The sequence below is a fragment of the Lysinibacillus sp. NPDC093692 genome, assembly GCF_050280125.1.
Lineage (GTDB): Bacteria > Bacillota > Bacilli > Bacillales_A > Planococcaceae > Lysinibacillus.
This window is the reverse complement of the sequence record NZ_JBNNUW010000011.1, coordinates 106,324-129,662: the sequence shown is the minus strand read 5'-3', so window position 1 is coordinate 129,662 and position 23,339 is coordinate 106,324. Positions and strand designations below refer to the sequence as shown.

Annotated in this window: 21 protein-coding genes and 2 pseudogenes; 5 read left to right on the top strand and 18 right to left on the bottom strand. The window is 35.3% G+C overall.

Translation table 11 applies throughout. From position 1 onward, the window contains the following. Both ACQKN4_RS13980 and ACQKN4_RS13975 read right to left on the bottom strand, forming a co-directional pair. Positions 1-245: pseudogene (locus tag ACQKN4_RS13980) on the bottom strand (hypothetical protein); the annotation flags it as partial. 461 nt (positions 246-706) lie between these two features. Then, the gene (locus ACQKN4_RS13975) at positions 707-871 is read right to left on the bottom strand and encodes a hypothetical protein (RefSeq protein WP_205756630.1); all 165 of its coding nucleotides are present in this window, start codon (positions 869-871) and stop codon (positions 707-709) included. Positions 872-1,387: 516 nt separating this feature from the next. Here ACQKN4_RS13975 and speD point away from each other — a divergent pair. After that, complete coding sequence (gene speD / locus ACQKN4_RS13970; RefSeq protein WP_427483970.1) at positions 1,388-2,893, top strand: adenosylmethionine decarboxylase; 1,506 nt, start codon at positions 1,388-1,390, stop codon at positions 2,891-2,893. Positions 2,894-3,513: 620 nt separating this feature from the next. Further along, positions 3,514-4,554, top strand: coding sequence for a flavin-containing monooxygenase (locus tag ACQKN4_RS13965; protein ID WP_427483969.1), 1,041 nt, complete (start codon positions 3,514-3,516; stop codon positions 4,552-4,554). Positions 4,555-4,719: 165 nt separating this feature from the next. Here the strand turns inward: ACQKN4_RS13965 and ACQKN4_RS13960 are convergent. The 11 genes and pseudogenes from ACQKN4_RS13960 to ACQKN4_RS13910 form a co-directional block, all read right to left on the bottom strand. Beyond that, a pseudogene (locus ACQKN4_RS13960) lies at positions 4,720-4,809 on the bottom strand (RidA family protein); the annotation flags it as partial. Positions 4,810-4,823: 14 nt separating this feature from the next. Beyond that, on the bottom strand, positions 4,824-5,648 hold the full coding sequence (locus tag ACQKN4_RS13955; RefSeq protein WP_079560342.1) for a sugar phosphate isomerase/epimerase family protein: 825 nt from the start codon (positions 5,646-5,648) through the stop codon (positions 4,824-4,826). After that, positions 5,645-6,613, bottom strand: a complete 969-nt coding sequence (locus ACQKN4_RS13950; protein ID WP_427483968.1) for a DUF6005 family protein — start codon at positions 6,611-6,613, stop codon at positions 5,645-5,647. The genes ACQKN4_RS13955 and ACQKN4_RS13950 overlap by 4 nt, the downstream gene beginning before the upstream one ends. 13 nt (positions 6,614-6,626) lie before the next feature. Next, positions 6,627-6,884 (bottom strand): petrobactin biosynthesis protein AsbD, encoded by a 258-nt coding sequence (asbD, locus tag ACQKN4_RS13945; RefSeq protein WP_427483967.1) that lies wholly within the window; start codon positions 6,882-6,884, stop codon positions 6,627-6,629. After that, the gene (locus ACQKN4_RS13940; RefSeq protein ID WP_427483966.1) at positions 6,881-8,119 is read right to left on the bottom strand and encodes an AMP-binding protein; all 1,239 of its coding nucleotides are present in this window, start codon (positions 8,117-8,119) and stop codon (positions 6,881-6,883) included. Before ACQKN4_RS13940 ends, asbD begins: the two co-directional genes overlap by 4 nt. Beyond that, positions 8,116-9,870, bottom strand: coding sequence for an IucA/IucC family protein (locus ACQKN4_RS13935; protein ID WP_427483965.1), 1,755 nt, complete (start codon positions 9,868-9,870; stop codon positions 8,116-8,118). Before ACQKN4_RS13935 ends, ACQKN4_RS13940 begins: the two co-directional genes overlap by 4 nt. Continuing rightward, positions 9,842-11,677, bottom strand: coding sequence for an IucA/IucC family protein (locus tag ACQKN4_RS13930; protein WP_427483964.1), 1,836 nt, complete (start codon positions 11,675-11,677; stop codon positions 9,842-9,844). Before ACQKN4_RS13930 ends, ACQKN4_RS13935 begins: the two co-directional genes overlap by 29 nt. Positions 11,678-12,264: 587 nt before the next feature. Next, complete coding sequence (locus ACQKN4_RS13925; RefSeq protein ID WP_427483963.1) at positions 12,265-12,861, bottom strand: hypothetical protein; 597 nt, start codon at positions 12,859-12,861, stop codon at positions 12,265-12,267. 271 nt (positions 12,862-13,132) lie between these two features. Then, entirely contained in the window at positions 13,133-14,611 is a 1,479-nt protein-coding gene (locus ACQKN4_RS13920; RefSeq protein WP_427483962.1) for an Lsa family ABC-F type ribosomal protection protein, read from the bottom strand. A 620-nt stretch (positions 14,612-15,231) separates the two neighbouring features. Continuing rightward, positions 15,232-15,597, bottom strand: a complete 366-nt coding sequence (locus tag ACQKN4_RS13915; RefSeq protein WP_427483961.1) for a hypothetical protein — start codon at positions 15,595-15,597, stop codon at positions 15,232-15,234. Between the two features lie 218 nt (positions 15,598-15,815). Then, complete coding sequence (locus tag ACQKN4_RS13910; protein ID WP_427483960.1) at positions 15,816-16,406, bottom strand: undecaprenyl-diphosphatase; 591 nt, start codon at positions 16,404-16,406, stop codon at positions 15,816-15,818. Positions 16,407-16,716: 310 nt separating this feature from the next. Between ACQKN4_RS13910 and ACQKN4_RS13905 the strand changes: the two genes are divergently transcribed. Beyond that, positions 16,717-17,115 (top strand): glucosamine 6-phosphate synthetase, encoded by a 399-nt coding sequence (locus ACQKN4_RS13905; protein WP_079560333.1) that lies wholly within the window; start codon positions 16,717-16,719, stop codon positions 17,113-17,115. A 119-nt stretch (positions 17,116-17,234) separates the two neighbouring features. Here ACQKN4_RS13905 and ACQKN4_RS13900 read toward each other — a convergent pair whose 3' ends face one another. Next, positions 17,235-18,011 carry a class I SAM-dependent methyltransferase gene (locus ACQKN4_RS13900; RefSeq protein WP_427483959.1) on the bottom strand — a complete coding sequence of 259 codons (777 nt, stop codon included), beginning with the start codon at positions 18,009-18,011 and terminating at the stop codon, positions 17,235-17,237. Positions 18,012-18,581: 570 nt separating this feature from the next. On the opposite strand from ACQKN4_RS13900, the gene ACQKN4_RS13895 reads away from it, so the two are divergent. Then, complete coding sequence (locus tag ACQKN4_RS13895; RefSeq protein ID WP_079560331.1) at positions 18,582-18,929, top strand: hypothetical protein; 348 nt, start codon at positions 18,582-18,584, stop codon at positions 18,927-18,929. Positions 18,930-19,008: 79 nt separating this feature from the next. On the opposite strand, the gene ACQKN4_RS13890 is transcribed toward ACQKN4_RS13895, so the two are convergent. From ACQKN4_RS13890 to ACQKN4_RS13880, 3 genes are all read right to left on the bottom strand, one after another. Continuing rightward, positions 19,009-19,218 carry a hypothetical protein gene (locus ACQKN4_RS13890; RefSeq protein ID WP_427483958.1) on the bottom strand — a complete coding sequence of 70 codons (210 nt, stop codon included), beginning with the start codon at positions 19,216-19,218 and terminating at the stop codon, positions 19,009-19,011. Positions 19,219-19,476: 258 nt separating this feature from the next. Continuing rightward, positions 19,477-20,043, bottom strand: a complete 567-nt coding sequence (locus ACQKN4_RS13885; RefSeq protein ID WP_427483957.1) for a GNAT family N-acetyltransferase — start codon at positions 20,041-20,043, stop codon at positions 19,477-19,479. 113 nt (positions 20,044-20,156) lie between these two features. Continuing rightward, the gene (locus ACQKN4_RS13880) at positions 20,157-21,020 is read right to left on the bottom strand and encodes a GNAT family N-acetyltransferase (RefSeq protein ID WP_427483956.1); all 864 of its coding nucleotides are present in this window, start codon (positions 21,018-21,020) and stop codon (positions 20,157-20,159) included. 427 nt (positions 21,021-21,447) lie between these two features. Here ACQKN4_RS13880 and ACQKN4_RS13875 point away from each other — a divergent pair, with 427 nt between their 5' ends. Next, a complete protein-coding gene (locus tag ACQKN4_RS13875; RefSeq protein WP_170938898.1) occupies positions 21,448-22,620 on the top strand; it encodes a multidrug effflux MFS transporter in 1,173 nt (390 codons plus the stop codon). 79 nt (positions 22,621-22,699) lie between these two features. On the opposite strand, the gene ACQKN4_RS13870 is transcribed toward ACQKN4_RS13875, so the two are convergent. Next, positions 22,700-23,206, bottom strand: coding sequence for a hypothetical protein (locus ACQKN4_RS13870; RefSeq protein ID WP_079560327.1), 507 nt, complete (start codon positions 23,204-23,206; stop codon positions 22,700-22,702). Between the last annotated feature and the right edge of the window lie 133 nt (positions 23,207-23,339).

Below are 23,339 nucleotides of genomic sequence, written 5' to 3'. Positions count from 1 at the left end.
GCTTCATCAAGTTGTTTTATTGCTTCCTCTTTCGTTAATGTACCTGCTTTTACTTGGTTAAAAATTTCTTGTACTTTTTCTTTAGAAATCTCATCAAAGTTAGCTGGTTTACTAACTTGCCCTTTCACATATTCACTATCTCCAATAATTTCGGTTGGGACTTCGGCAGCAAACGCAGCTCCAAAAGTTGAAAGTGCAAATACAGCACCTAAAGTAGTAGCAGCCAATTTCTTTCTCTTTTTCATAGTTTTTAATCTCCTTTTAAAGTATTTTGTCTTACAGTCTTGATTATATAGGCGATATCTGTAGTTACTGTGAAGACTATCTGAAGATTACCTGGAGATTTTGGAGTATCTGGGGTATTTTCCCGAATTTTTTTCTCTGTGCAGTAAACCATAGTAGATTTGAGTTCTAGCATTAATTCAATTTTTAACAATAACTATCATTTTAGAAGTATAGATGTTCATAGCACTCCCGCCAACTTCTTACTCAAGTATCTTTTGAAGTTGACGGATACTAAATTTTTTCTTTTTAAAAGTAAAAAATTGTCCCAAAACACAATTATGTACATATAAATTTATAGAGATAAATCGTTATCACACGTAGAAATGACCATTTGAACATCTTGTCTCTTCATTTAACTATTAGTGACTCTCAGCTGTTTTCTTGCTCCAAAGTCTTCTTTTTCTTTTTTTTAGATCCTTCTTCACCTTGTAAGGATAGTCCATCTGCCATTTCCCCATCTTTTTATCATATTCTTTAGCATCAAAAAGCCGCAAAAGTTGGCCAAAAGTACACGTAATGAAATAACCATTTCCGCAATATGCTTCGCTACGGACGGCTTCTCAGCAATGATTATTCTAAGTCCCATTTAAGATCAACCTCCCCTATTCTTTATCTCTTTCGAATTATTTATTTTAGAAAACTTCATTTAAGGCTCCTAAAAAACATACTGGTTATAAATATAATGTCATTTAACTACTTTATATATATTTCCACTTTTTTTCATCCATCGAAAAATCATATCAAATAGAGCGTATTTCAGTAAATGTACCCCCTAAATATTTCTTATTAAATTACACTATTTAGTGATACTTTCTAAAACTTGTGAAATTCCCACATCTATTGTATAGTAAAAATACTATTTTATTAAAGGGTGAACTTTTTGTTAAATGTAGAATTCTAATCTAAATCAACTTTATAGCTTAATTTTGTTGAGCAAACCACCGATATAGGTGTTATTTGTTATGCAAAAAAATAGCAAGATTAGAATTAGTTAGCTTCGTATAAACATTTTAGCGCGACTAATTTTAGTCGCGCTTTTTTCTATTCGTTGATTTAGATAATTTCAATTTTTTCTATTTAAAATTGAGAGGACGAATCTACAATGCAAAAACAATTACAACAAATTACAGCTAATATGCTGCTTGAAGAACATTATCACACATTAGAAAAGGCTTTACTTGCTTTATATTTTCATAAAAATTGTACAACCAAATCTTTAGCTAATATGACAGACTTACCAATACCTATCGTTTCTGCAATGAAGAAAGAATTTGCCAAGCAAGGATGGGGTAAACATAGCTTAACGAAAAAGGGCCAACTAGCTATCTCACAATATTTTCAACTCTCAGGTGCAAATGCTAAACTTTATTTTCAATTAACGACAGATAATTCGTTTCGTACAGAATGGATTGCACAAAATATTAGCGGGTTAAGCACCATTTATGATGCTAGACCCACAGCTGACGTAGCAATAGATCAAGCCAAATGTACAGTTGATACAGCATTAAAACGTGCATTGCTCGCACTAGACTATACAATGCTACTCAATAAGCGCATTTTATGTTTAGGCGACGATGATTTTATTAGTATTGCATTAGCATTTTTACTAAAGAAAATCGCTCCACATTCTGCAACTAAAATTGTTGTATTAGATATTGATAGACGAGTCTTAAGTACAATTAGCAACATAGCTAAAGACTATGAGCTTCCGATTAAAGCAGATTATTATAACGTTCAGGAGCCTTTGCCTAAAACATACGCCCATCAGTTTGATTGCGTATACACAGATACGCCGTATACCTTGATTGGCGCACAGCTCTTTTTATCACGTGCAATTAATGCGCTCAAGCCAGAAGCGATGCGACATGTGTTTTTTTCCTACGCTAAACGGAGCTATCAAAAACAGTGGGAGCTACAGCAAAGCTTACAAGCTATGGGCTTCGTGATCAATAGTATTAAATACGACATTAACACCTATGAAGGTGCGCAGATTTTAGGCGCTACAAGTCAGTTATTCGTATTACAAACAACAGAACATATGATTTCCCACATTCCTAATCAGCGAAAATTTACGCGGCCAATTTACACTGGAGAAGTTGAGCGAAAATCTGTCGTTTATCAGTGTATTCGTTGTAAACACTCACTTATAGTAGGTGCTAAAAATCAGTACACTACGATTACTCAGCTTCAGTCCAGTGGTTGCCCTAGCTGCAAAAATAAAAAGTTTTCACAAATAAAGAGAACAGTACAAAAAACGCAGGATCAGCATGCATTAGGCCATCATATTTTATTAGAGTTGCATGATTGCGATGTTGCATTACTTAATGATGTACAAAAAATTAAAACAATTATGTGTCAAGCTGCCCACAAAGCAAAGGCAACGATTGTAACAGAAAATTTCCATCATTTCTCACCTTACGGGGTTAGCGGTGTCGTCATCATTCAAGAATCACATTTGACGATTCATACGTGGCCAGAGTACGGTTATGCTGCAATAGATGTTTTCACTTGTAACAGTAAAATAGCTCTACAAGAGGCCGTACAATATATTACTGAGCAATTTAATGCAGGAAATGCCACACAGCATTACGTATATCGAGGTAAATAGAAAAATGGGTAATATAGGCCCTTAAAATGTAAAAGGAAAAGAAAAACAACTTGTTAAAACGGCACCTATGTCCTGGACACAATATAAAAGAGATTAAGCAACTAGAAGGTGATTCTTATATGAATAGGGATCATCTTTTTTAAGTTCCCTTAATGACGATAATTGTTATAGTTAACCATATAATGATTTAATTTTGATTTAAGCTCTTTTAATGTGTTACAAGATTGTTAGTCTACCTCAAATGACAAAAAAACGACTCTTGTAGCGCATTGACCTAACAGTTCCCTCCCCTACCATTTGTCCCTCTAGTAGCCTAATTCTTGCATCCTGTAATTCAATTATTTCCGATGGTGTAAGTTGTCGTTTTAATGGTCTGCCAGAACCCATTTCCCTTGAATCTGTGAGCCCAATAAATTCTTTTTACAAGCTTTTTTCCACCTATGAGCTGATTGTTCAATTCGTACCATCCCTATAACTTTGTTAAAACATTAAAAAAACTCTAATCATAATTGATGAACATTACTTGACGTGTGAGAAGGAGTTGTTATAATGACTTTAATATATGAATATATGAACAAATGAACATATATTGATTTTTAAATAGAAAGTGGGATCAAGAGATGTTAGATATTATTGTGATTGGTGCTGGACAAGCTGGATTAAGCATGGGGTATTATTTGCAACAAGGAGGCTATAATTTTGTAATATTCGATGGAAAAAAAAGAATTGGGGATACATGGAGAAATAGGTATGATTCCTTGATTTTATTTACACCTAAATCATATAGTTCACTGCCAGGGATGAGATTAGAAGGAGATAAAAATGCATTGCCTACAAAGGATGAAATCGCAGATTATCTTGAAGCATATGCTGAACGTTTTTTGTTACCGGTGAAAATGGAGACGACTGTACTTAAAGTACAAAAAATAAAAAGTACATTTGAAGTCACTACTGATAAGGGGATATTTCATTCTAAACATGTTATCATCGCATCTGGTGCTTTTCAGAAACCGTTCATTCCTTCAATTTCCCAAAGTCTTTCACGAGAGGTGTTTCAAATTCATTCTTCTCAATACCAATCACCTGAGATGATTCCAGATGGCCCTGTTCTTGTAATTGGAGGAGGAAATTCTGGTACGCAAATTGCGACAGAACTTGCAGAAAATCGTGAAGTAACCATCGCTATTAGCCATCCTTTTAAATTTTTACCACTTAATATTATAGGGAAAAGCATTTTTTACTGGTTAGAAAAAATTGGTCTCTTATATGCAGGAACGGATACAAGGCGCGGATTATGGTTTCGAAAACAAAGTGACCCTATTTTTGGACTTGAGTTAAAGCATCTGATTCGTAAAGAAAAAATAAATATTAAACCAAGAGTCATAAAGATACAAGGCGGAGAAATAATGTTTAATGATCGTAGTAAAACAAACGTGAAAAATATTATTTGGTCAACAGGATTTGTTCCTGACTACAAATGGGTAGACATAGAGGGAGTTTTAGATGCAAATGGTTTCCCTCTTCATAAAAGAGGTTTGAGTCCAATACAAGGGTTATATTATATTGGACTACCGTGGCAACATCAAAGAGGATCGGCACTTATTTGCGGAGTCGGAAAAGATGCTGAGTTTTTATACTCGGTTCTGAAAAAGATGATTTAAGTTTTTCAATTTCACCTTGGCTTAATTGAAAATCGCTTCCCCACCATATTAGTTTCATTAATAAGCTCTTCTTAACTGTTGCTCTATGTGCCATAAACATATACAAAAACCCAAGGAAAAGACGACCACAGCTTTTCCTTGGGATACTCTGTTTACTAAAACATATTAATAAACTTTAGCTGCCCAAATCCCTATTTCAATTTTTATCTCAGGCAAACCTAACTCAGCAATATATCCCATCGTCAGTGCGGGATGTAAACAGCCTAACACTATATTTTCACCAACTGCAACGACTTCTTAATCTCCTGAACATCTTTTGCTAATACGCTCTTCACATTGGCTCCGAACCATTCCAGTGACGCATCTATCTCCATGTTTGAATCTACTTCTGCTAGGAATTCACCATAATCAACTGCACCTTCAAACAATGGAACCATCCCTTCTCTAGACCCTGCTGCAGCATAAACATTGTTTGGAGCAAAAACATCAAGTTGTGTACGTGAGGCAATATTTTTAAAGTGAAAATGTGAGATATAAGGACGAAGTTGCTTCATAGCGACAATAGGGTTCATCCCTGATTCCCATATATGTAAAACATCAAAGTTCACTCGTAAGCTTGAGTGATCCGTTTCTTCGAGTAACTGCATTGTTGAAGGTAGATTATCTGTCAATGTGTTCGGATGAGTTTCGACAAGCAAATATTGTCCTTTTGACTCAAGATAATCACAGAGCATTCTAAGCCTAAAAATAAGTTCTTCCCTTTCTTTCGTACTTGTGTCTGAGCTGCCCTTCTTTCCTACAAATGTACGAATCTTATTTGTTCCCCAGCGCCTTGCAAGTGAAGATAGCCTCTCTGTTTCAGCCATCATCTCAGAAACTGGTGCTTCTAATGGCAAATAATCACTAAGCATGCTCGTTTCCAAACCGTAGGAGCTTAGCCAATCTGCTCCATAATGAAGTTCGTCTGCCAAGTTTTTTGCATGAACACCCCAGAGCTCGATTCCTTGGAACCCCTGCGTTTTTGCAAATTGGGCTAATTGGTCAATCGAGTGGAGATGGTGCCGAAACGAGATTGTACAGATAGATAGTTTCATACTTTAACCTCTTTCTTGTGCTGTAATGTTAACCATGCTTCAAAACATTCTTGTAATCCTTGCTTAATCTTGAACTCAAGGAGACTTTGTTCTTCTAACTTCACAAAAATATCTTCCGCTAATATCAAATTTTCCGTCATCGCAAGCTTCATCGCCCGATACTGAATCGTTGTATAGCCATTCACTAGACGCTCAATTTCATCACACCATGTGTCAAAGCCTTCCTCTTCGCGGCCAAGTGCTTCCCAAAAAAATGCAAACGCATGCTCATATGCATACTTTCTAATCGCTATAACCGGCAATTGTTTTAAGGCAGTCGGAAGTTTTGACATACTTTCTTTTCCTGAAATATACTCTTTAATAATTTCGGTAATGGCATCTGTCAACGGATTACAATGAAGCTTGATACATGTATTAAAATAGGCTTCAACCGTCTCTGTAGTTGGCGCAATAATCGTCTCAGCATCAAAGTAATAGCCACCTTCGACAGTTGGCTCTTGAATTGCAGCTAAAATTCTCTCCTTCGGTAAAATCCCTTCCCAGCGAAAATCAGGGTCATACATAAACCATTCTTCTTCATTTTCAGTCGATTCTAGCATCACATAATGAGGGAATGGACGTTGATGAAATTTATTTTCTCGCTCTGGAAGCATCGATAAATCCAGCATCACCATCACATGTTGATGTGGCGATTTATTCTCTAATAACCTTAGTAGATTGTTTGTATTTTCTTGTTTTGATTGCTTTTCGTCATACCATTTGTAAAGCTTAATTCCATAGAGCATTTCATACCATGTTTGAAAGAAATGATGATCAATTTGATCAGAGTGGTATGCTAGCACTCCGTTTTCGAGGACATCAAAATCTGCGTCCCATACCCCAAAATAGTAGGGCCTATGATCGACGCCTTTCGTTTTCTTAATAACCTCACAAACACAGCTTACAAAACAATGAACTTTTATCATTTTTAGCCTCCGATTATTCTACCTTTTGCTGTTTTTCTAAAAAGCTTGCTAGTGTTCCTACTGTTTTGAAATCTTTAGGAACGAGAACCTCATCGGGAATGGGGATGCCAAGATCCAACTCTATATGAAGAATCAGTTGAAGGACCATAATTGAATCCATATACAAATCCTCATTTAATCGGGCATCTTCATTAAAAGAAGACAGTGTCTGCAACTCTAATGAATTTTCCATAATATCATAGATGCTCTTGATCAATTGTTGGCGCGTCATACTGGTATGCCTCCAAGTTTTTTTCTACTTACTTTTCCGTTAGGTAGCTTTTCAATTTCATGAACAAACACAAACTCCATCGGAATTTGATGTGGAGCGAGATATTTCCGGCACCATTCTCTAAGTTCCATACTATCGATTGGTTCAGTAGACACATATAGTGCGCATACTCGCTCTCCTGATAAGTTGTCTTGTTTCTTATATACGACAGCTTCGACTATTCTTGGCTCACCCATTAATACAGCCTCAACTTCTTGCGGATACACATTCAAGCCTGCTACATTAATCGTGTCATCTATTCTTGCAAGAAAAGAAAGAACATTATTTTCTATATAGCCAAGATCTTTCGTATGAATTGTTTGTGTAGACGATTCAATGATAATTTCGCTCGGTGTTTGTTTATCACCAGCTGTCACCTTCACATGAGGAAGGGGGTAACCCATTTCTTTCGGATCTTCCACATTAGGGTGAATCGCAACACACCCAGATTCAGAGCATCCATACTGCTGTAGTACTTGGTTAGATTTCTCTCTTAGCGATGTCAACCAGCTATGTGGCATCACAGTTCCTGACGTCATCACACGATCAAATTGTTGATCAACCGGTAATAATTTACTTAATGTATAAAGTAACGCTGGAGCCCCATAGAGGATGTGCTTAGGATATTCTTTTAGCTTTTTCAAAATATATTTAGGATTACTATTCGTAATAACAACCGGCTTTGCTCCCCTTCTTATGCAAGCTAAGACACCACAGATGAATCCATAAGAATGAGTAACCGGACAAGCAACAACAGAATTTGTCAAGGAATCGACAGGTAATGTCTTTACATAACTTTCAATCTCTTCTTCCACTGAACTCCACGTTCGTTCAATACATTTCGGAGCTCCCGTTGTACCTGAGCTCATTTGAACTAATACGCCTTCTTGGTTATTGACATGATTTGATAGTTCGATGAAAGAATCGATTGATTGGAACAACAAAAGATGACTACGTGCTGAAGAAGCAAGCAGTACAGATCCCTCTTTTGGCGTCGCTGGATGGATTGGGACAACTGATCCACCTTTTTCGCGAATGTATAAACTAAGAGCTATATATTGGAAAGTATCATCCGTACAAATAGCTAGTCTGCGATTGTTACACTCTCTTAGGTGAGGTAAGCTTTCATATAGTTCAAATTGCTTCTCGATATCTTCTACTGTATAAAATTGATCATTGACATAAAACATCATCATTTCCCCTTTTCATCCGCTTGCGCCAACGTATTGTTGACGATATGTCGAAAATTACCTTCTTCTTGATTTTGAAGTTTCTTTGTTAGTAAAGATTCAACATAAATATGTGTGCTAGTATGCTGAAGCTGTTCATTTCTAGAGCGTAATGATGGAAAACGTTCAAAGTGTTTCTGTATTCCGTTCTTAACTAGACTCCAAAAACGTGTTTCTTCAAATCCATACTGCTCTTCTAGCAAATAAGATAGTTCACTTAAATGAAACACGAATAGTGTATCCATAGCTAACTCTCGTAAAGCCTCTACAGAAGACATCCAATAATAATGATCGACATGTGCATCTTTAAAACGTTCGTGTATCGTTTCAAAGTCTGGAACGAGGCTTCTATCTGCAATGAATTCTTCCATATATTCGATACTGTCATGGAAATCCCTCAGTACAACTCGAGTCGGCCATCCATTTTGATGTAATAAAATCATATTTTGCGCATGTGCCTCAACAGCAATACCGTGAGCGACAAGCAAGTGCCACACAGGAATAACACTCACTTCTATCAAGCGTTTTACCCACTCCTCCGTTCCATATCGGCAAAGCCAATCATCAATAAATGGACGCCCATCTAACTCCATCATCATTAGTACCGTAAACGGTACCGCTTCCTCTTCATCCTTCATATACGTGCGCACACTTTCTCGCCATATGGAACCTAACTGACCTTCTAGTTTTCTACTATGTTTTTTTGTATTCGGTTCAAAAATAATCCCTGCATATTCTTCCAGTACAATAAGAGACGCTTCCTTTTGTAAATAGTCGTCTAATTGAACTACCTGTTTAAGCCATGCTGAAATATGAGGAGCGGCACAAACAGCATGAGAATGTAGCTTTCGTAATGAAGAGGTATTCACCATATTCATCGAGCATTTTAATTGCGCCTTTTTCAGATTTGAAAAGTTCCATAATGTTCGCACTGATTGGGTTGCCCTATAGTAATCTCCTTTCACATTTAGAGGTACTAGATCTTTTTGCTCCATTAATCCAGCAAGTTCTTGTTTCATGTTATGCCATTGCCAAGGATGAATCGGTAAGAACGTATATTCTTCAAATGTTCCATCGAATACCGCTAGCGTTGCAAGAAGGTCTTCCCACAGCAAATGCCCTAGCTCTCTTTTCCAAAAGTTCTCTTCCTCTTCAAGAACAGAAATTCGTACGTAGCTTCTTCGTACCGCAACCCATTGAAGGGTAAAAGATTGCTTTGCCTCAGGGCCATAGTCTTTATGGTCGTCGATCGTAAAACCGGTTCTGGATTTATAACAAGGATGATATGGATGTCCTTCAATGATTTCTGATTCTAATTCTTCATAGCTCGAATTTCTTCTCGACATCGGCAGTTGGAGATGACGATCATTCCATTCACATAGCTTACTCGTCAAATGAAGTTCTTTCAGTAACCGAACTTTGTCTTTACGAGTCGAAAGTAATTCATCTACTAGATCCTCAAGTGGTGCTTCTAGTAACGTTTCATCTTTTCTTACTAGAAAAATACTATCTCCCTGTATTCGGATGCGATCAAACGCCATTCTTCTTCCTTCACAACGATAGGTGCACTTCTGACCAATAAGTGTAAAAATTGAAGTCCATTTATCTAAAGGTGTTTCTTCATACTTGATCAGTCCTTCAAAAATCATTGCTTCTACAAGCTGCCGCCTTACTCGTAGCTCTCCTTGTTTAGAAGCTAAAGGCTGTAGCTGCTGCATATTCTTCCTCCTCATGCTGAAGAACGAACGGATTTGGAATTTTCGTGTATACCGCTTGTTCAAGTTCGGCTTCTAGTTCATCTACATCATGAAACCTTGTTAATAAATTTGCTTTGAACGGAAGCTCTTCTTGTTTTAGAATGTTACGAACAAATGCCTTCCCGAAACCTGTAAATTCTTTTTCTAATAAGTGCAGTTGATCGATAGACCACTTCAAAAGAATTTTTTCATCGATTAGCTGATCCGCTCCAAATCGGGAAATAATGGGGAATAATTGATTCATAAACAAATAATATGTAAATCTATCATGAATAAGGGCATCTTCGTAAAATAGCTCAGCTGTTTCATGTAAAGAAGGCTCTATTGAAAGAAGTACTTCTTTATATGTTTTTGATAAGTAATAACCTTGGTTATCACGATAATAATAAGTAGTTGGATAACCTGAAGAAATGTTTAACAGACTATTTTGCTGGTGTGCTTCGAGAGCTATTCCATGCTCATCGTATAATCTTAATAATGGTTCAATAGCGCATTTCCAATACACTTTAAACCAATCTAAGCTTACACTCTCTAATGAGCGGAATTCTGATTGTGAGATTTTCATAATGAGCTGACACAGTTTTGATTTTTCATTTGGCAAGGGCTCTTGCACAAGAGTAGCAATCATGCAGATTCCTTCATCATGTCCTTTAGGAAATACGTTTGAGCGCAATATAACCTCAAACCCTGATTCCGTCTGATTTGGGAACTCTACAGTCATATAGGCTGGGTCATCAATCATCCGGAAAGATGGATGGTTCTGTAAGAAATCAATCTTACTCATTAACCGAGCCATAACAATTCCAGCTTTTAGTTCATGAGTTCTATTCACCCTCAATGAATTCGTTATTTTTACAGGAATTGAAAACTTATACATCATTTCTTCATCTGAGCTATATACCGTTCTTATCGAAGAGGTTGCTGTATAAAATGCCCCAAGCGCACCTTCGTATTTTATTAACCCTTCAGCAAGCGCTTCTTTTACATACTGTTGCTGTAAAAGCCACTGTGCTTGAAGCGGGTGCATCGGAATGAAGCAATCTGTCTCTGACATAACAAAATCGGGTTGTGATTTTGTTAAAGACTGAGAAATGAGTTCACTTGCACTTTTTTCTAATACAGAGGACTCTTTCACAATTTTACGGTCGACACGAAAATAGTGAAGTTGGAAAGAACCTTGTAACTCTGGCGCAAAACTCGTTTGTTGCCAATCTGCCATCCCTTGTCTGCTTTTAGGTGTCGGATGAAGCCAATGTCCAAGTAAGTTAGACTGCTCAGCTTCAATAAACGTACAGTTAGCTCCATTTTGTTTCTTACCTTCCAAACTCTTTTCAATATAATTTGCCATCGTTTGATAGCTCTCAATTATACGAAGAATCAGTTCATCAAAATGGGAAGAAAGTCCAAGACATCCATCCGCCTTTGCCATAAAATGCAGTTCCTGAATGAGCGTGATGAGTATCGTTAATTTATCTTCGACAAGCCATTGTTTTTGTTTCGTACAATATTTCAAGGAAACACCAAATATATGTCTTCCAACAAGAGATTTGTATTCCACGCCAAATGCAAAACGTGTGTTTTGGATCGGCAACTCAATCTCTAACATATGTGCCTCTGTAATCAAGATAGATAGTCGCTGTTCTTTTATCCACTCCTCCTTCCTGACCCAATGTCCGCTACTCACCTCTCGTATATAACAATTCATAAACGCCTGAAACGTTGCATTTTCTGCAATCTGTTTAGCAATCTGTTGCATGTAATTAATCATCCTTTCACAAAACCTTCTCCCTACCAAATGATAATGGTTATCACTCGCTGATAAAAAATTAGTCTCCCTAATTAAAAAGACTGATGATAAGAATTGAATGGGAACAAATATGTTGCTAAAATCAATTGATAATGATTATCACTTTCAATTACAATTACATATTATAGGAAATATAGAAATGACTCAACTGTCTAAAGTCCTATATGGCAATATACACCATCGAAATAGGTAAAAGTGTAGAAGAATATTTCAATTCTTGCATCACATGCGCAAGATAATTGATATAAGATGCAGTTTGACGACAAAATATTATAAAGAACTAGAAAACGTCAAACAAAGTTCACATCATATAATGTGAACCCTGTTTGACGTTTTGTATTTAATATTTAGCCTGTGCAATGACCGTAAAAACGGCTTCTGGTTAAGCTCGAAATTATGCAAATATTATCCTATTTATTCTAAGAGTAGTACCTTACTCTCTTTTTTTATGTTATTAAACATCTGCAATGTACTTCACTACGAAAGGCTTCTCAGCAACTGATTAACCTCTCCTATTCTTTCAATAGAAGTCCAATATAGTTAGAGTATCAACGTATATAGAGCCCCTCAGTATTAGCTATCTTTTCAAATAGATCAAGATTATGTTCACTATATAGGATAAACGCTAATCCATCCCCTCTAAATACAATATTCTTTTCAGGTATAATGAAGAATACATCAAGATGATCCGAAACAGCTAATTTAATGAGAGAAAGTAACATAGAATACTCATCAATGTTTATTAAATTTGATTCTTCACGTTTTTTGGGTAATATTTCATTCCATTCCCTCTCGTAGAATTTATAATACATTGTATCTTTATACAAAGTTAATGGTACAGCATAAGAAGCATAAAATTCAGATGATCCTAACCATATCAGCTCAAAAAATTTCTCGAATTTTTCTAAGCTTTTAAAATACGAATGAAAATCCTGAGTTTTTTGTTGAAAATCTTTACTTTCCAATTTATCAAAGAATACTTCTACTTGACTAAACTTTTCATTACTTTTTATTTGATATGGATAAATATCCAGTATTTTAAGATTCTCATACTCACAAAGTTGATATAGTAACTCGTCTACTTTTTTACTATCTCTATTTTTAGCCTCTATGCAAATACGATTTACTAAATTTTCTAATGACATGCCATATGCCTTCTTTCATTATTTATCTTAATACTTCACCGTTTTTTCTCCGCTAATTCCAATCATTATACGTGTAATACGCTTTAGAAATAGGCTTGTAATTTGCGTAGAAATCAAGTGAATTTCGTCTTCCTTTTTCAAGGTCTGTATTTGATGAAAAAACATTACCTACATCATTAGTTGACAAAAAATAAAAGAATCCATTTTGAAAAGATTGATCAAAATGGATTCTTCTTTAAACGGTTTTAGCTTTCATATAGTTTAATCATGTTTACAGCGTTATCGTTTTTGTTGCAACTGTTTGTTGAAATGCTTGATCATGCTCAACAAATACCATTGTGGGATTAAATTTTTGAATAAGCTCTTCAATCTGCATGCGCGAATAAATATCAATGAAATTCAACGGTTCATCCCAAATATAGATATGCGCTTTTTCACATAAACTTTTGGCGATAAGTAGCTTTTTCTTTTGTCCGCCAGAATAATGAGAAATATCTTTTTCAAATTGAATGCGGTCAAAGTCCATCTTACGTAGGATAGATTTAAATAACGTTTCATCAATCCCATGCTCTTCAATAAAGTCCGATAACATTCCCTTCAAATGAGAAGTATCTTGTTGGACGTAGGAAATAATGAGGCCTGAACCTGCATACATCGAGCCCGTATACTGTATCGGATCTCCTTGCATGAGTTTGAGTATACTACTTTTTCCGCTTCCATTCTTTCCATCAAGCACAATTCGGTCACCTTGTTCAAGTTTAAAGCTAATTGGCTTATTCCCTATTTGGTTATCATACTGAACAGACACGTCGGCCATAACAATCAATTCATTTGAATGAAAGGCCAATGATTCTAATTTTAATGACTCGGTTTTTTCCACATTTTTTAACAGTTTTGACTTTTCCTCAATAGCTTTTTGTTGCCTTGATTCAATGTTTTTTGCTCTCTTCATCATCTTCGCTGCTTTATGTCCTACAAAACCTTTGTCTAACTTAGAGCCTGAATTCGTTGTCCCATTTTTGGAAGCTTCCACTTGATTAGACCAACCGGATGTACGCTTCGAAGATTGTTTTAATCGCCCTATATCTTTTTGTAGACGCTCATTAGTCGCCTCTTCGTGTTCCTGCTGTCGATCAAAATTCAGCTTCCAAGAAGAATAGTTACCACTTTGAACTTCAATATTTGCCCTATTTATAGATAAAATATGATCAACACAGCCATCTAAAAAATTTCGGTCATGTGAAATTAAAATAAATCCTTTTTTCTTCCTTAAATATTCAGAGACTATCTTTCGCGCTTCCGTATCTAAATGGTTGGTTGGCTCATCAATTAATAGAAATTGCCCCTCTGTTAAAAAAAGTGCAGCAAGCAACACCTTTGTCTGTTCCCCATTTGATAATGTATTAAAAGGTCGATACATGACCTCGGCATCAACGTCTAAATAGGATATTTCACGAAGAATTTCCCAATCTTCTGCTTGGGGGCAAATTTCTTCCATGATTTCATGAGTATACTTGTTTTTATCCGAAACTGGATAAGGGAAATAATTAAATTCGACCGAAGAATTGATTTTCCCTCTATACTCATAATTCCCTAATAATAAATTAAAGAATGTTGTTTTTCCTCGCCCATTCCTACCGATAAATCCTAGTTTCCAATCCGTATCTATTTGAAAGCTTACATTTTCAAAAATATTGTCAAAGCTGCTTGGGTAAGAAAAAGTTAAATTTTGAACTTGTATCATTGACATGATAATTCCTCCTTTGTATATCAACACTTTTTATTTTTCATACAAAGTCGGCATATCCATCCATTCTAAATTTCTCCGCATAAGTTTGATGGATATTAACGACCTGTACGGAGTAATACATGCGTAACAATAGTATCTGAATCGCCCATTTCTCTCTCCCCTTATCGTTTAAATTGTTTATGAGAGAATAAAAAAATCCTCCCAATTTGTAATTGGAAGGATTAGTCTTTTACTGATCGTAAATAAGTCCCTTAATTGCCATCGGAAACATGACAAATAAAGTATAAACTGATTTATAAAAATGGACAGACTAATCCTATATTTTGTAATTTGAAGTTTGAAGTTGTTCATTTCAAATAAAAATATAGTTTAGTTAATCATCGTCCACTCATCAGTCCTCTCATAATTTGTATTTTTATTTTACCAAATTTTTTTATGAAATACAATTCAGTATCGATATCAATGCCAAATTGACTTCTATTGGTCACATTAAGACCGGATGATTTTAATTTTTCATTAAAATTCACAACATGACCGTCATTAACTTTTCCGAACGTGAAAGGAGAGCTGAGGTTAAATTTAGTGAAGTCTACCCCAATCCAATTACCTATCCCTTCAATTTAATGGCATTCGAATAACACCAAAATAGGAGTTCCTTTTTCGCCTTCCCAAAGCTCAACAAAAAAACAGTACCCATTAGGGAAATCATTTAGATACGCTTCATCATCAAGGCTAATATTATTTTTATATTTCGTATGCCATTCATACTGAACATCATTAATCGACAGTAGCTCTAATTTGCTTGTTTGTTCTGTTTGATAGTTACAGATAAATATCATTTCTACTGATCCATTAAAAATCATTTGTTCAAGTTCCTGTAATGTAGGAGTATCAGGGTAAACTTTACTTGAAACTAATGCTTCATCGTTAAAAATCTGATTTTTGTTTTTGTCTATGAAATGGCCTTTTCTTCTCACAATATTCATTCCTTTTTGTTAGTCTAAGGATAGATAATAATAATTATATGTATTGTACTTTCATTACTTCGCTATCGACCATTATCAAAGTTTGAGCTACCCTAACTTTACACTCGTTTTTACTTCTGGCTCAAAATTTATAATATAAAAAAAAGAGCATGCTTTTCAATTAAATAAAAAACATACTCTTAAAAAATTATAAAACGACTATTTTCCTGACACAGATCTTAATGGCTGAATTTCGCTAAAAAAGGGATACGTTTCGTTAGTCTATTATAGATATTAAATAGGATTTGTACGACCGGCTCCATTTTTTTAGAAGACTTAATAATGACTAAACTTGCCCCAAATGACAGAAGGGCTCCGCCAATCACGTCCGCTGGATAATGAACGCCGACATAGATACGGGAAATACCTACTAGGATAGCCCATACCAAAACAGGAAGCTTCCACGAGTCTTTTCGTAAAAGCAACGTACATGCTACAGCGAATACTAATACGGAATGATCACTTACAAACGAAGAATCATTAGCATGCGGTACTAATTGATGAACACTATATGTGATGAATGGTCGTGGATGGTAGTAGACCAAGTGCATGAGTGCGTTTAAACCCAATCCTAGTAAACATGTAAAGACAATGTATATAGCAGTATATTGTTTTTCTACCCTTTTTTCTTTGTTTGCAGTAAACCATAAAAATAACATAAATACGATTACGACATAAGGAACACTATCGGTGATGAAGATCATCCCTTTATCCAGAAAAGGATAGCGCCCCGCTATATCATTAATCCATTGAAACAATCCATAATTCATTTTGTAAATCTCCTTGCATTTAATTTCTAGGTGTTCATTTTGTAATGTAACAAGTACTGGCTTTTCAGGTGCTTAAAGCCCACATTGTGACATAGCCCAAGTTGAATACCTACATACGCTCATAAATGACGTCATTATAAGCCTCATAGTTTCCCATAAATATTTTGAAATAAAAAAACCATTAATCAACAAACAACAGACAAAATGACGTAATCTACAATAATAATTCTTAGGCTAGAAAATATTATTGTAAGCTAGCAAAAATCAGTGTAAAGATGATAAAATATTCTCATAAAGGGGGCTTTCAATTATGGGGAAATTAAGCAAAAGGAACATTCTGTGGATTGTGCCAATCGGGATTTTAGGGGTATTCTGGTATTTTTACGGTCCACAAAAGGACATTACAGATAATGAATATATTACATATGTTAAAAGCTATTCATTAGAAAATAGTAATAAGACGTTAGAATCTGGCTTTGCCAACACTTGTAAAAATCCATATTGGGTATATTTTAAAACTCAAAAAGGACAGGACGTTGTAGAATTTAAAGGAGATTGCCCTATCAATAAAAAAGCTGCAAAAGTGAATGTTCAATTTCTAGTTGATCGGGATATGACAAATGTGAGATACGGTGCAATGCTCGTCGAGAATAAAATGCAGGAGGAAGCAGATCGAGACAAATTCATGCTCGCATTAGTTGGCGAATAAAAGATACAAGCTCTCGTTTGAAAAACGAACGAGAGCTTGTATCTTTTTATCGAATCGATGAATAATTGATTGAGCTACTTTACCGTCGGATAGTTCATCAGAAAGAATCCTTTTTATAATCATTTCACGGCTTTCCAAATGGTCCATCTATCCTTTTCCACTATAGAACTCTCAGTTGTAATAGCCTGATCAATATAATTCACTAAATCATTTAATTCTTCATCGTCTATTTCGTGTAAAATACTTCTACCTGTTCTTGCCCGTAAATCGTTTAACAATTGCTCTTGCAGTTCATACACATTTCTTGTTTCCCATAAATTTACTTCTGTAATCTCGTTAAAACCTATTTCCTTAAGGGTCTCAACGACTAGCTCACTACTATGTCTCCGTTTAATTTCTTGTTCCTTTAATTTTGGAAAACATTCAAAGAAATAGCCTCTAATATGGCAGTCATCTCCCTTAAGAAGACAGTCTTCAGGTGTCCGATCTTGGATAATGTAGACCCCTTCATCCTCCAAAATTCTATATGCCTCTTGAAAACAAGCCTTTACATCTTGGATATGATGTATTAAAGCTCGTTCTAGTACTAACTGACAGCTGTCATCATCTAAGCCTGTTGCCAAAGCATTTCCTTGCTTGAAAGTTATTTGATGATATTGTTTACAATTTTCTGTTGCCCCAACGAGCATAGCCTCTGAAAAATCCACACCGATCACAGAAGTTACGCCCATATCGGCTAATGCTTTAGCGTAAATCCCTCCGCCACAGCCAATATCTGCAGCCTTATTAATACTCGTGATAGGGACTAATTCTTTCATTGTTTCAATCCATGAATGGTCAGCATGCCGAGTTGTATAAGTAGTTTGATTGTCCTTATTGTGAAAATCAATGCCCATCTTCATCACTCTTTTCTGTTTTTAATACCAATCTTTCTGGATATTCTTGCTAACACAATTTTACATCTCTTAGATCCATAAGTAAAATCAATGTTAATTATAAATTTCTATAAGTTACCGTTATCAACATAAACATTGACTAAAATTTTTATGATGTGATTTCTTACTTTCTTCAATTACACCCCTCAGTGCAAAGCCCCCTCTAGATATAAACAAATATTATAACGTGTTAATATTTACCACAATCATTTTATTTACAAACGGTTACTAATAGTGTAATATTACACTATTAGTGAATGTTATTCGTAAAATGAAGTCGTTTAAATTAAGAAGTTGTAATTGATTTCTATAGAAAATCCATTGAACGGACCAACGTAGCACTAGCTCAAAGGTATGAATACTTCAAAAAACATTAGGGGGAAAACTAGTTTGGATTAAGTTTGCGAGAAATATGAGTATATCAAAATATGATGAGCCAGCATTGTGTATAAACGATGATGATGATCATTGGTATTAATATGTAAGAGGAAAATTCATGAATAATTTTTTATTTTTAAAGGAGTAATCAAAATGAAGAAAAACAAGAAAATCATTATAATAAACAGCCTATTAATAGGAACTATCATTCTAAATCTTTTTATTTTCACTTCACGTATGCGCATCTTCCCTTGGTTTATTGAAGATGCATGGGGATATTTAGGCGTATTGCTTACAGCACCAATCTTAATAGGTATTTATTTCATATTTAGACATTATCACAAGCTACAACTAGTCTCAAAGATCACTAAAATAATCCCATTATTTGTTGCTGTATCATCATTGATTATTGTAATCATGCCAACAACTGATTTTTTAAATATTGTTGCCCTTGTAATAAACGTTGCTATGGTATTTTTAGCAGCATTTACACTAGATTGAGAAAAAAGTTTAAGATTAAAACAATCATCTAAAATGAAGCCCAACAAAAAACTCATGCAAGTCTTTTTGCATGAGTTTTTTATTTTACGGACTGGATAATGTTTAGCTCAAGTATTCGAATTTCCTTATTTAGCTTAGCAAAGGCTGCTTCTATTTGGTCAAAGCGTTCCAAATGACTTTTACTGACAATGTGTGTGGGTAGCGCTTCTTTTAGCAGTGCCTGCCCTGCATATAGAATTTCAAGTAAATCCAACTTTTCAAAATAAGCTGCGCTATATTGTATCTCCATTCTATCAAAGCCCCTTACTGTTACTTTTTCACTACTAATAACACGATGCCTTTATTAGCACTATAACCGAAAAAAGCAAGCACAAAACCACATCTTAGTCATCATTTATTAGCCAATAAAATGCATATCAATAAAGAGAATATATTTCCATAGGTTAAAAGTTTTTTTATTAATAAAGCGGCACTTTAATCAGTAGGGTTCTCCTCATTCCAACTTATTATTAATTGAACGAATCAGGCTTTACGGGACGTTTATCCCCTAACTAACTTCTTCACTTTTGCCGAATTTCAAGGTAGAAGAATTGTTTAAAATGGAATAGACAAATGTATCGTGTGCCAGCCCATTTTGGTACATATAATCTCTAAGAATTCCTTCTTTATGAAAGCCTATTTTAGTTAGCAGCTTATTCGAGGCTTCGTTTTCAATAAATACAACAGCACCTATACGAGTTAGCCCCATATTTTGAAAGCCATACGACATAATTTCGGTAACCGCTTCTTGCGTATACCCTTTTCGCCAATAATCAGGATGAATTTCATAACCGATTTCTGCTCGTCTATGTATAGGCGACCAGGCATGAAAACCAATTGTCCCGATTATACCCTTTTCTCCTTTCCTTTCAATGCCCCATCGTATTCCTCTTTTTGCAGCAAAGTTTTTTGAAAATAAGTCCACTAAATCTTCTGCTTGTTGTAACTCTATAAATGGTTCTTGTCCGTAATAGCGAGTAACTTCTTCATTAGAAAAGCAATTGAAGAGGCTTTGCACATCATCTTGCGTCAGCTCTCTTAAAATAAGTCTTTCGGTCTCTAAATTTGGAAACACAAACTTCTCCCCCTTTAAATACATTTATTCTCTATTCTCCACACTTCCTTTAAAATCCTTTAATACAAAAAAAGCACACCCAATAAAACGTGTGCTCCCTTTGTATAAATGTTTTATCCAAAAATTTGTGCAGCTATAGCATATAGTGTATCATTTCTAGTCGGCATTTTTTCACCATGCAGAATCATCACTGGAGGTTTATTTGCTTCTATAAAACCACTTTGCTCTAACCATTTAATAAATTCAGTATGACCGGATGGTACATCAATTCTTAATTTTCCATTATGATCCTTCGCTAAAGTATGAATGATGAGACTAGCTGTTAGAGAATCAGGCGCAATAATAGGGCCTAAAATTAGATTGAGTGGTCCTAAAATGGATAAGCCAAAGCCTATCATTTTCCCATGAGAATCTTTCATAACGATACATTGCTTCGATTGTTTTATTCTATTCTGTAGAAAATTACTTCTTTTAACTCCAAAGGCTACTGCATCTAAGTTGATAATATCGGCAAAATTTTGCTCATAAAAATCTTCAATTGTATACTCGTTACAAGCTAGGTTTTTGTCACTGAAATAGTTGTTATTCAAATATTTATGTACATAATCAACAGTGGCAAAGCCCATTTTCTTATATAACGGTTCACCCTCTTCCGTTGCGACGAGCATAATTGCCGTTTGTTCTGAAACACTTTCAATACATTTTTGAGTAGCTAATTTCCCAAGGCCAAGCCCTCTGTAATTTTCATGCACAATAACCATGCCTATAGAAGCTACCTTTGAATCATATGTGATAATGGCCGCACTTGAAACAATTGCCCCCTCGGCATTTTTATGCCCAAATATTTCACCAGACTTCATCACTGTTCTAATTTCAAATTCATCGTAATCCCACCCGACAGAGTCAGAAAGTGCAATTAATGCTGGAATATCATTTTCTTCGAATACTACTAACTGTAATTGATTAAATGTAGTCATTTTCCCACCCCCACCAAGAACGTTTGTTCCTATTTTATATGTGTACCCTTTTATGCACAAGTTAAAATTTTTCAAAAATTTAGATTTATCATTGAAGGTTAGTAATGACATTTTTAAACGTTGTAATTTGAAAAGTCGATTTTCGTTCCGGTTGGCGACTCCTTGGGGATCAGCAATAGAGAAACGGAAATCAACCCACGTTTCGTTATGGTGACGAACCTAAATATTGAAAATATTTCTATAAATGCCTTTTAAAAATAACAAAAATCTATATAATAGAGGCTAGACTATGCACTCCTACTTTTAGCATATATAGGTGATTGAAAATGACATCTTATGAACGAATACTTATAATGGTCCCGCCGTTTCCCTAGCTACGTCTACTCTTTTCTAAAGAAGTAGATTTTGCTTGTAGGAGGGCAATAAGTTGAAAAAACATGTAGCACCATCTTTATTATTAATGATTGTTCTTGTAGCTTTTCCACAGATTAGCGAGACAATCTATACACCATCTCTACCTGATATTTCAGATGCATTAAATGCCTCAAATCGATCTGTACAGTTAACTTTAAGTATTTATTTTATAGGGTTTGCTATAGGTGTCTTTTGTTGGGGATGGCTTTCTGATTTTATTGGACGAAGACCGGCCATGCTAGGCGGTTTAATTTTTTATGGTATTGGAAGTTTTATGTGTTTTTACGCAGAAACGATCACTTTTCTATTAGTAAGTAGATTTATTCAAGCTTTTGGGGCAGCGACAGGCTCCATTATTACGCAAACTATTTTGCGTGAAAGTGTTTCCGGAAGTAAAAGACATGCGATGTTTGCGCAAATTTCTGCAGTCATTGCATTTACTCCTGCTGTAGGGCCGCTGATTGGCGGTTGGGTCGATCAAGCACTTGGTTTTAGAGCTGTTTTCTTTGTGCTCGTTGCGATGAGTATTTTGTTGTTTATCTATGCTTATTTCAGACTTCCTGAAACTACAGATAAATCAACGAGAAAAAGGACGGCTATTTTTCCAGTTGTAAAAAGAATGATTTCATCTCCAAGGGTTCTTGTCTTTGGGTTGCTAATTGGTGGGATAAATGGCGTGTTATTTAGTTACTACGCTGAAGCTCCTTTTATCTTTATTGACCATTTCAATTTATCCCCTGGACTTTATGGATTTCTTGGAATAATCGTGGCTCTTGCCTCTATTATCGGTGCCATGATTTCTAAACGACTAGTCAATAAATATCAGCCAGAAAAAGTTATTCATCTCGGTTGTTTAGTTATGACTGTCGGGGCTTTATTACTACTAATCGTTAGTACATTACCATTGCCTACTATTGTCTTACTAATTGGCATGTTAGTGACCATTTTTATTACGTTATTAGGATCAGGAATTGCTCTACCTAATTGCTTAAGCCTTGCGCTTGTCAACTTTCAGGACGTTATCGGGACAGCTGGCGCGATTTTCAGCTTAGGCTATTACTTACTCGTAAGCTTTATAACGTCAGGTATGAGTTTCCTGCATACTGGTTCTTTGATAATTATGCCACTATATTTCTTCATCTTAACGATGATCCTGTTCATATTCGGAAGAAAATTTATTGATTAAACTATTGTAGCGGGAATATATAAATCAATAGCGCTTCCTTTACTGGCCACCCTATATATCTATTAGGGTGGCCTTTTATTTACTGAAAATAATAATTGATGACTTCTTCAGCCGAATGAAAAATAATATTGCTTTGCGTTTTATAAATCAACTTTGGTGAAGTACAAGCTTTTTCAAGACTTTTTGCGTACTTTAATGTATCGGTCATTTGCTCGATAATCTCAGAATAGCCATCAAGGTTATTAGAGATCTTTGGCATCATTGTATCGGAAATGTCTAAAACAATGGAAACTTGATCCTCCGCATAACTATTCAGATTAATAAAAAAGCATTCTTCCAAATCTTTCGAATGCTTGTCAACATTAATTACTGCTTCGTTATAATTTGCAATTAGTCCAGTAGATGTCACCGTAATTGTAAAGCCTTGTTCAGTTAATTTTTTATTAACGGCATCTAAAAATGTATTAATTTCCGCATCCATTTTAGGTGTTACAGTTGTCTGTATTAAATTATCACAGTTTTGATGTATAGTATCAATTTCTGCCTGCTTATCAACAAGTAATTTAAAGTTTGATATCGAATACACACTAAATCTCCCCTTTATTATAAGGTTGACATTAGCGCGTTTTTTTAGTCATCTTTCAACCATATATTTTTAGAACCATGAACTGATTCAGGAGAGATTACAAATACCCTTAAACTTTTTAATAATGGCTGTT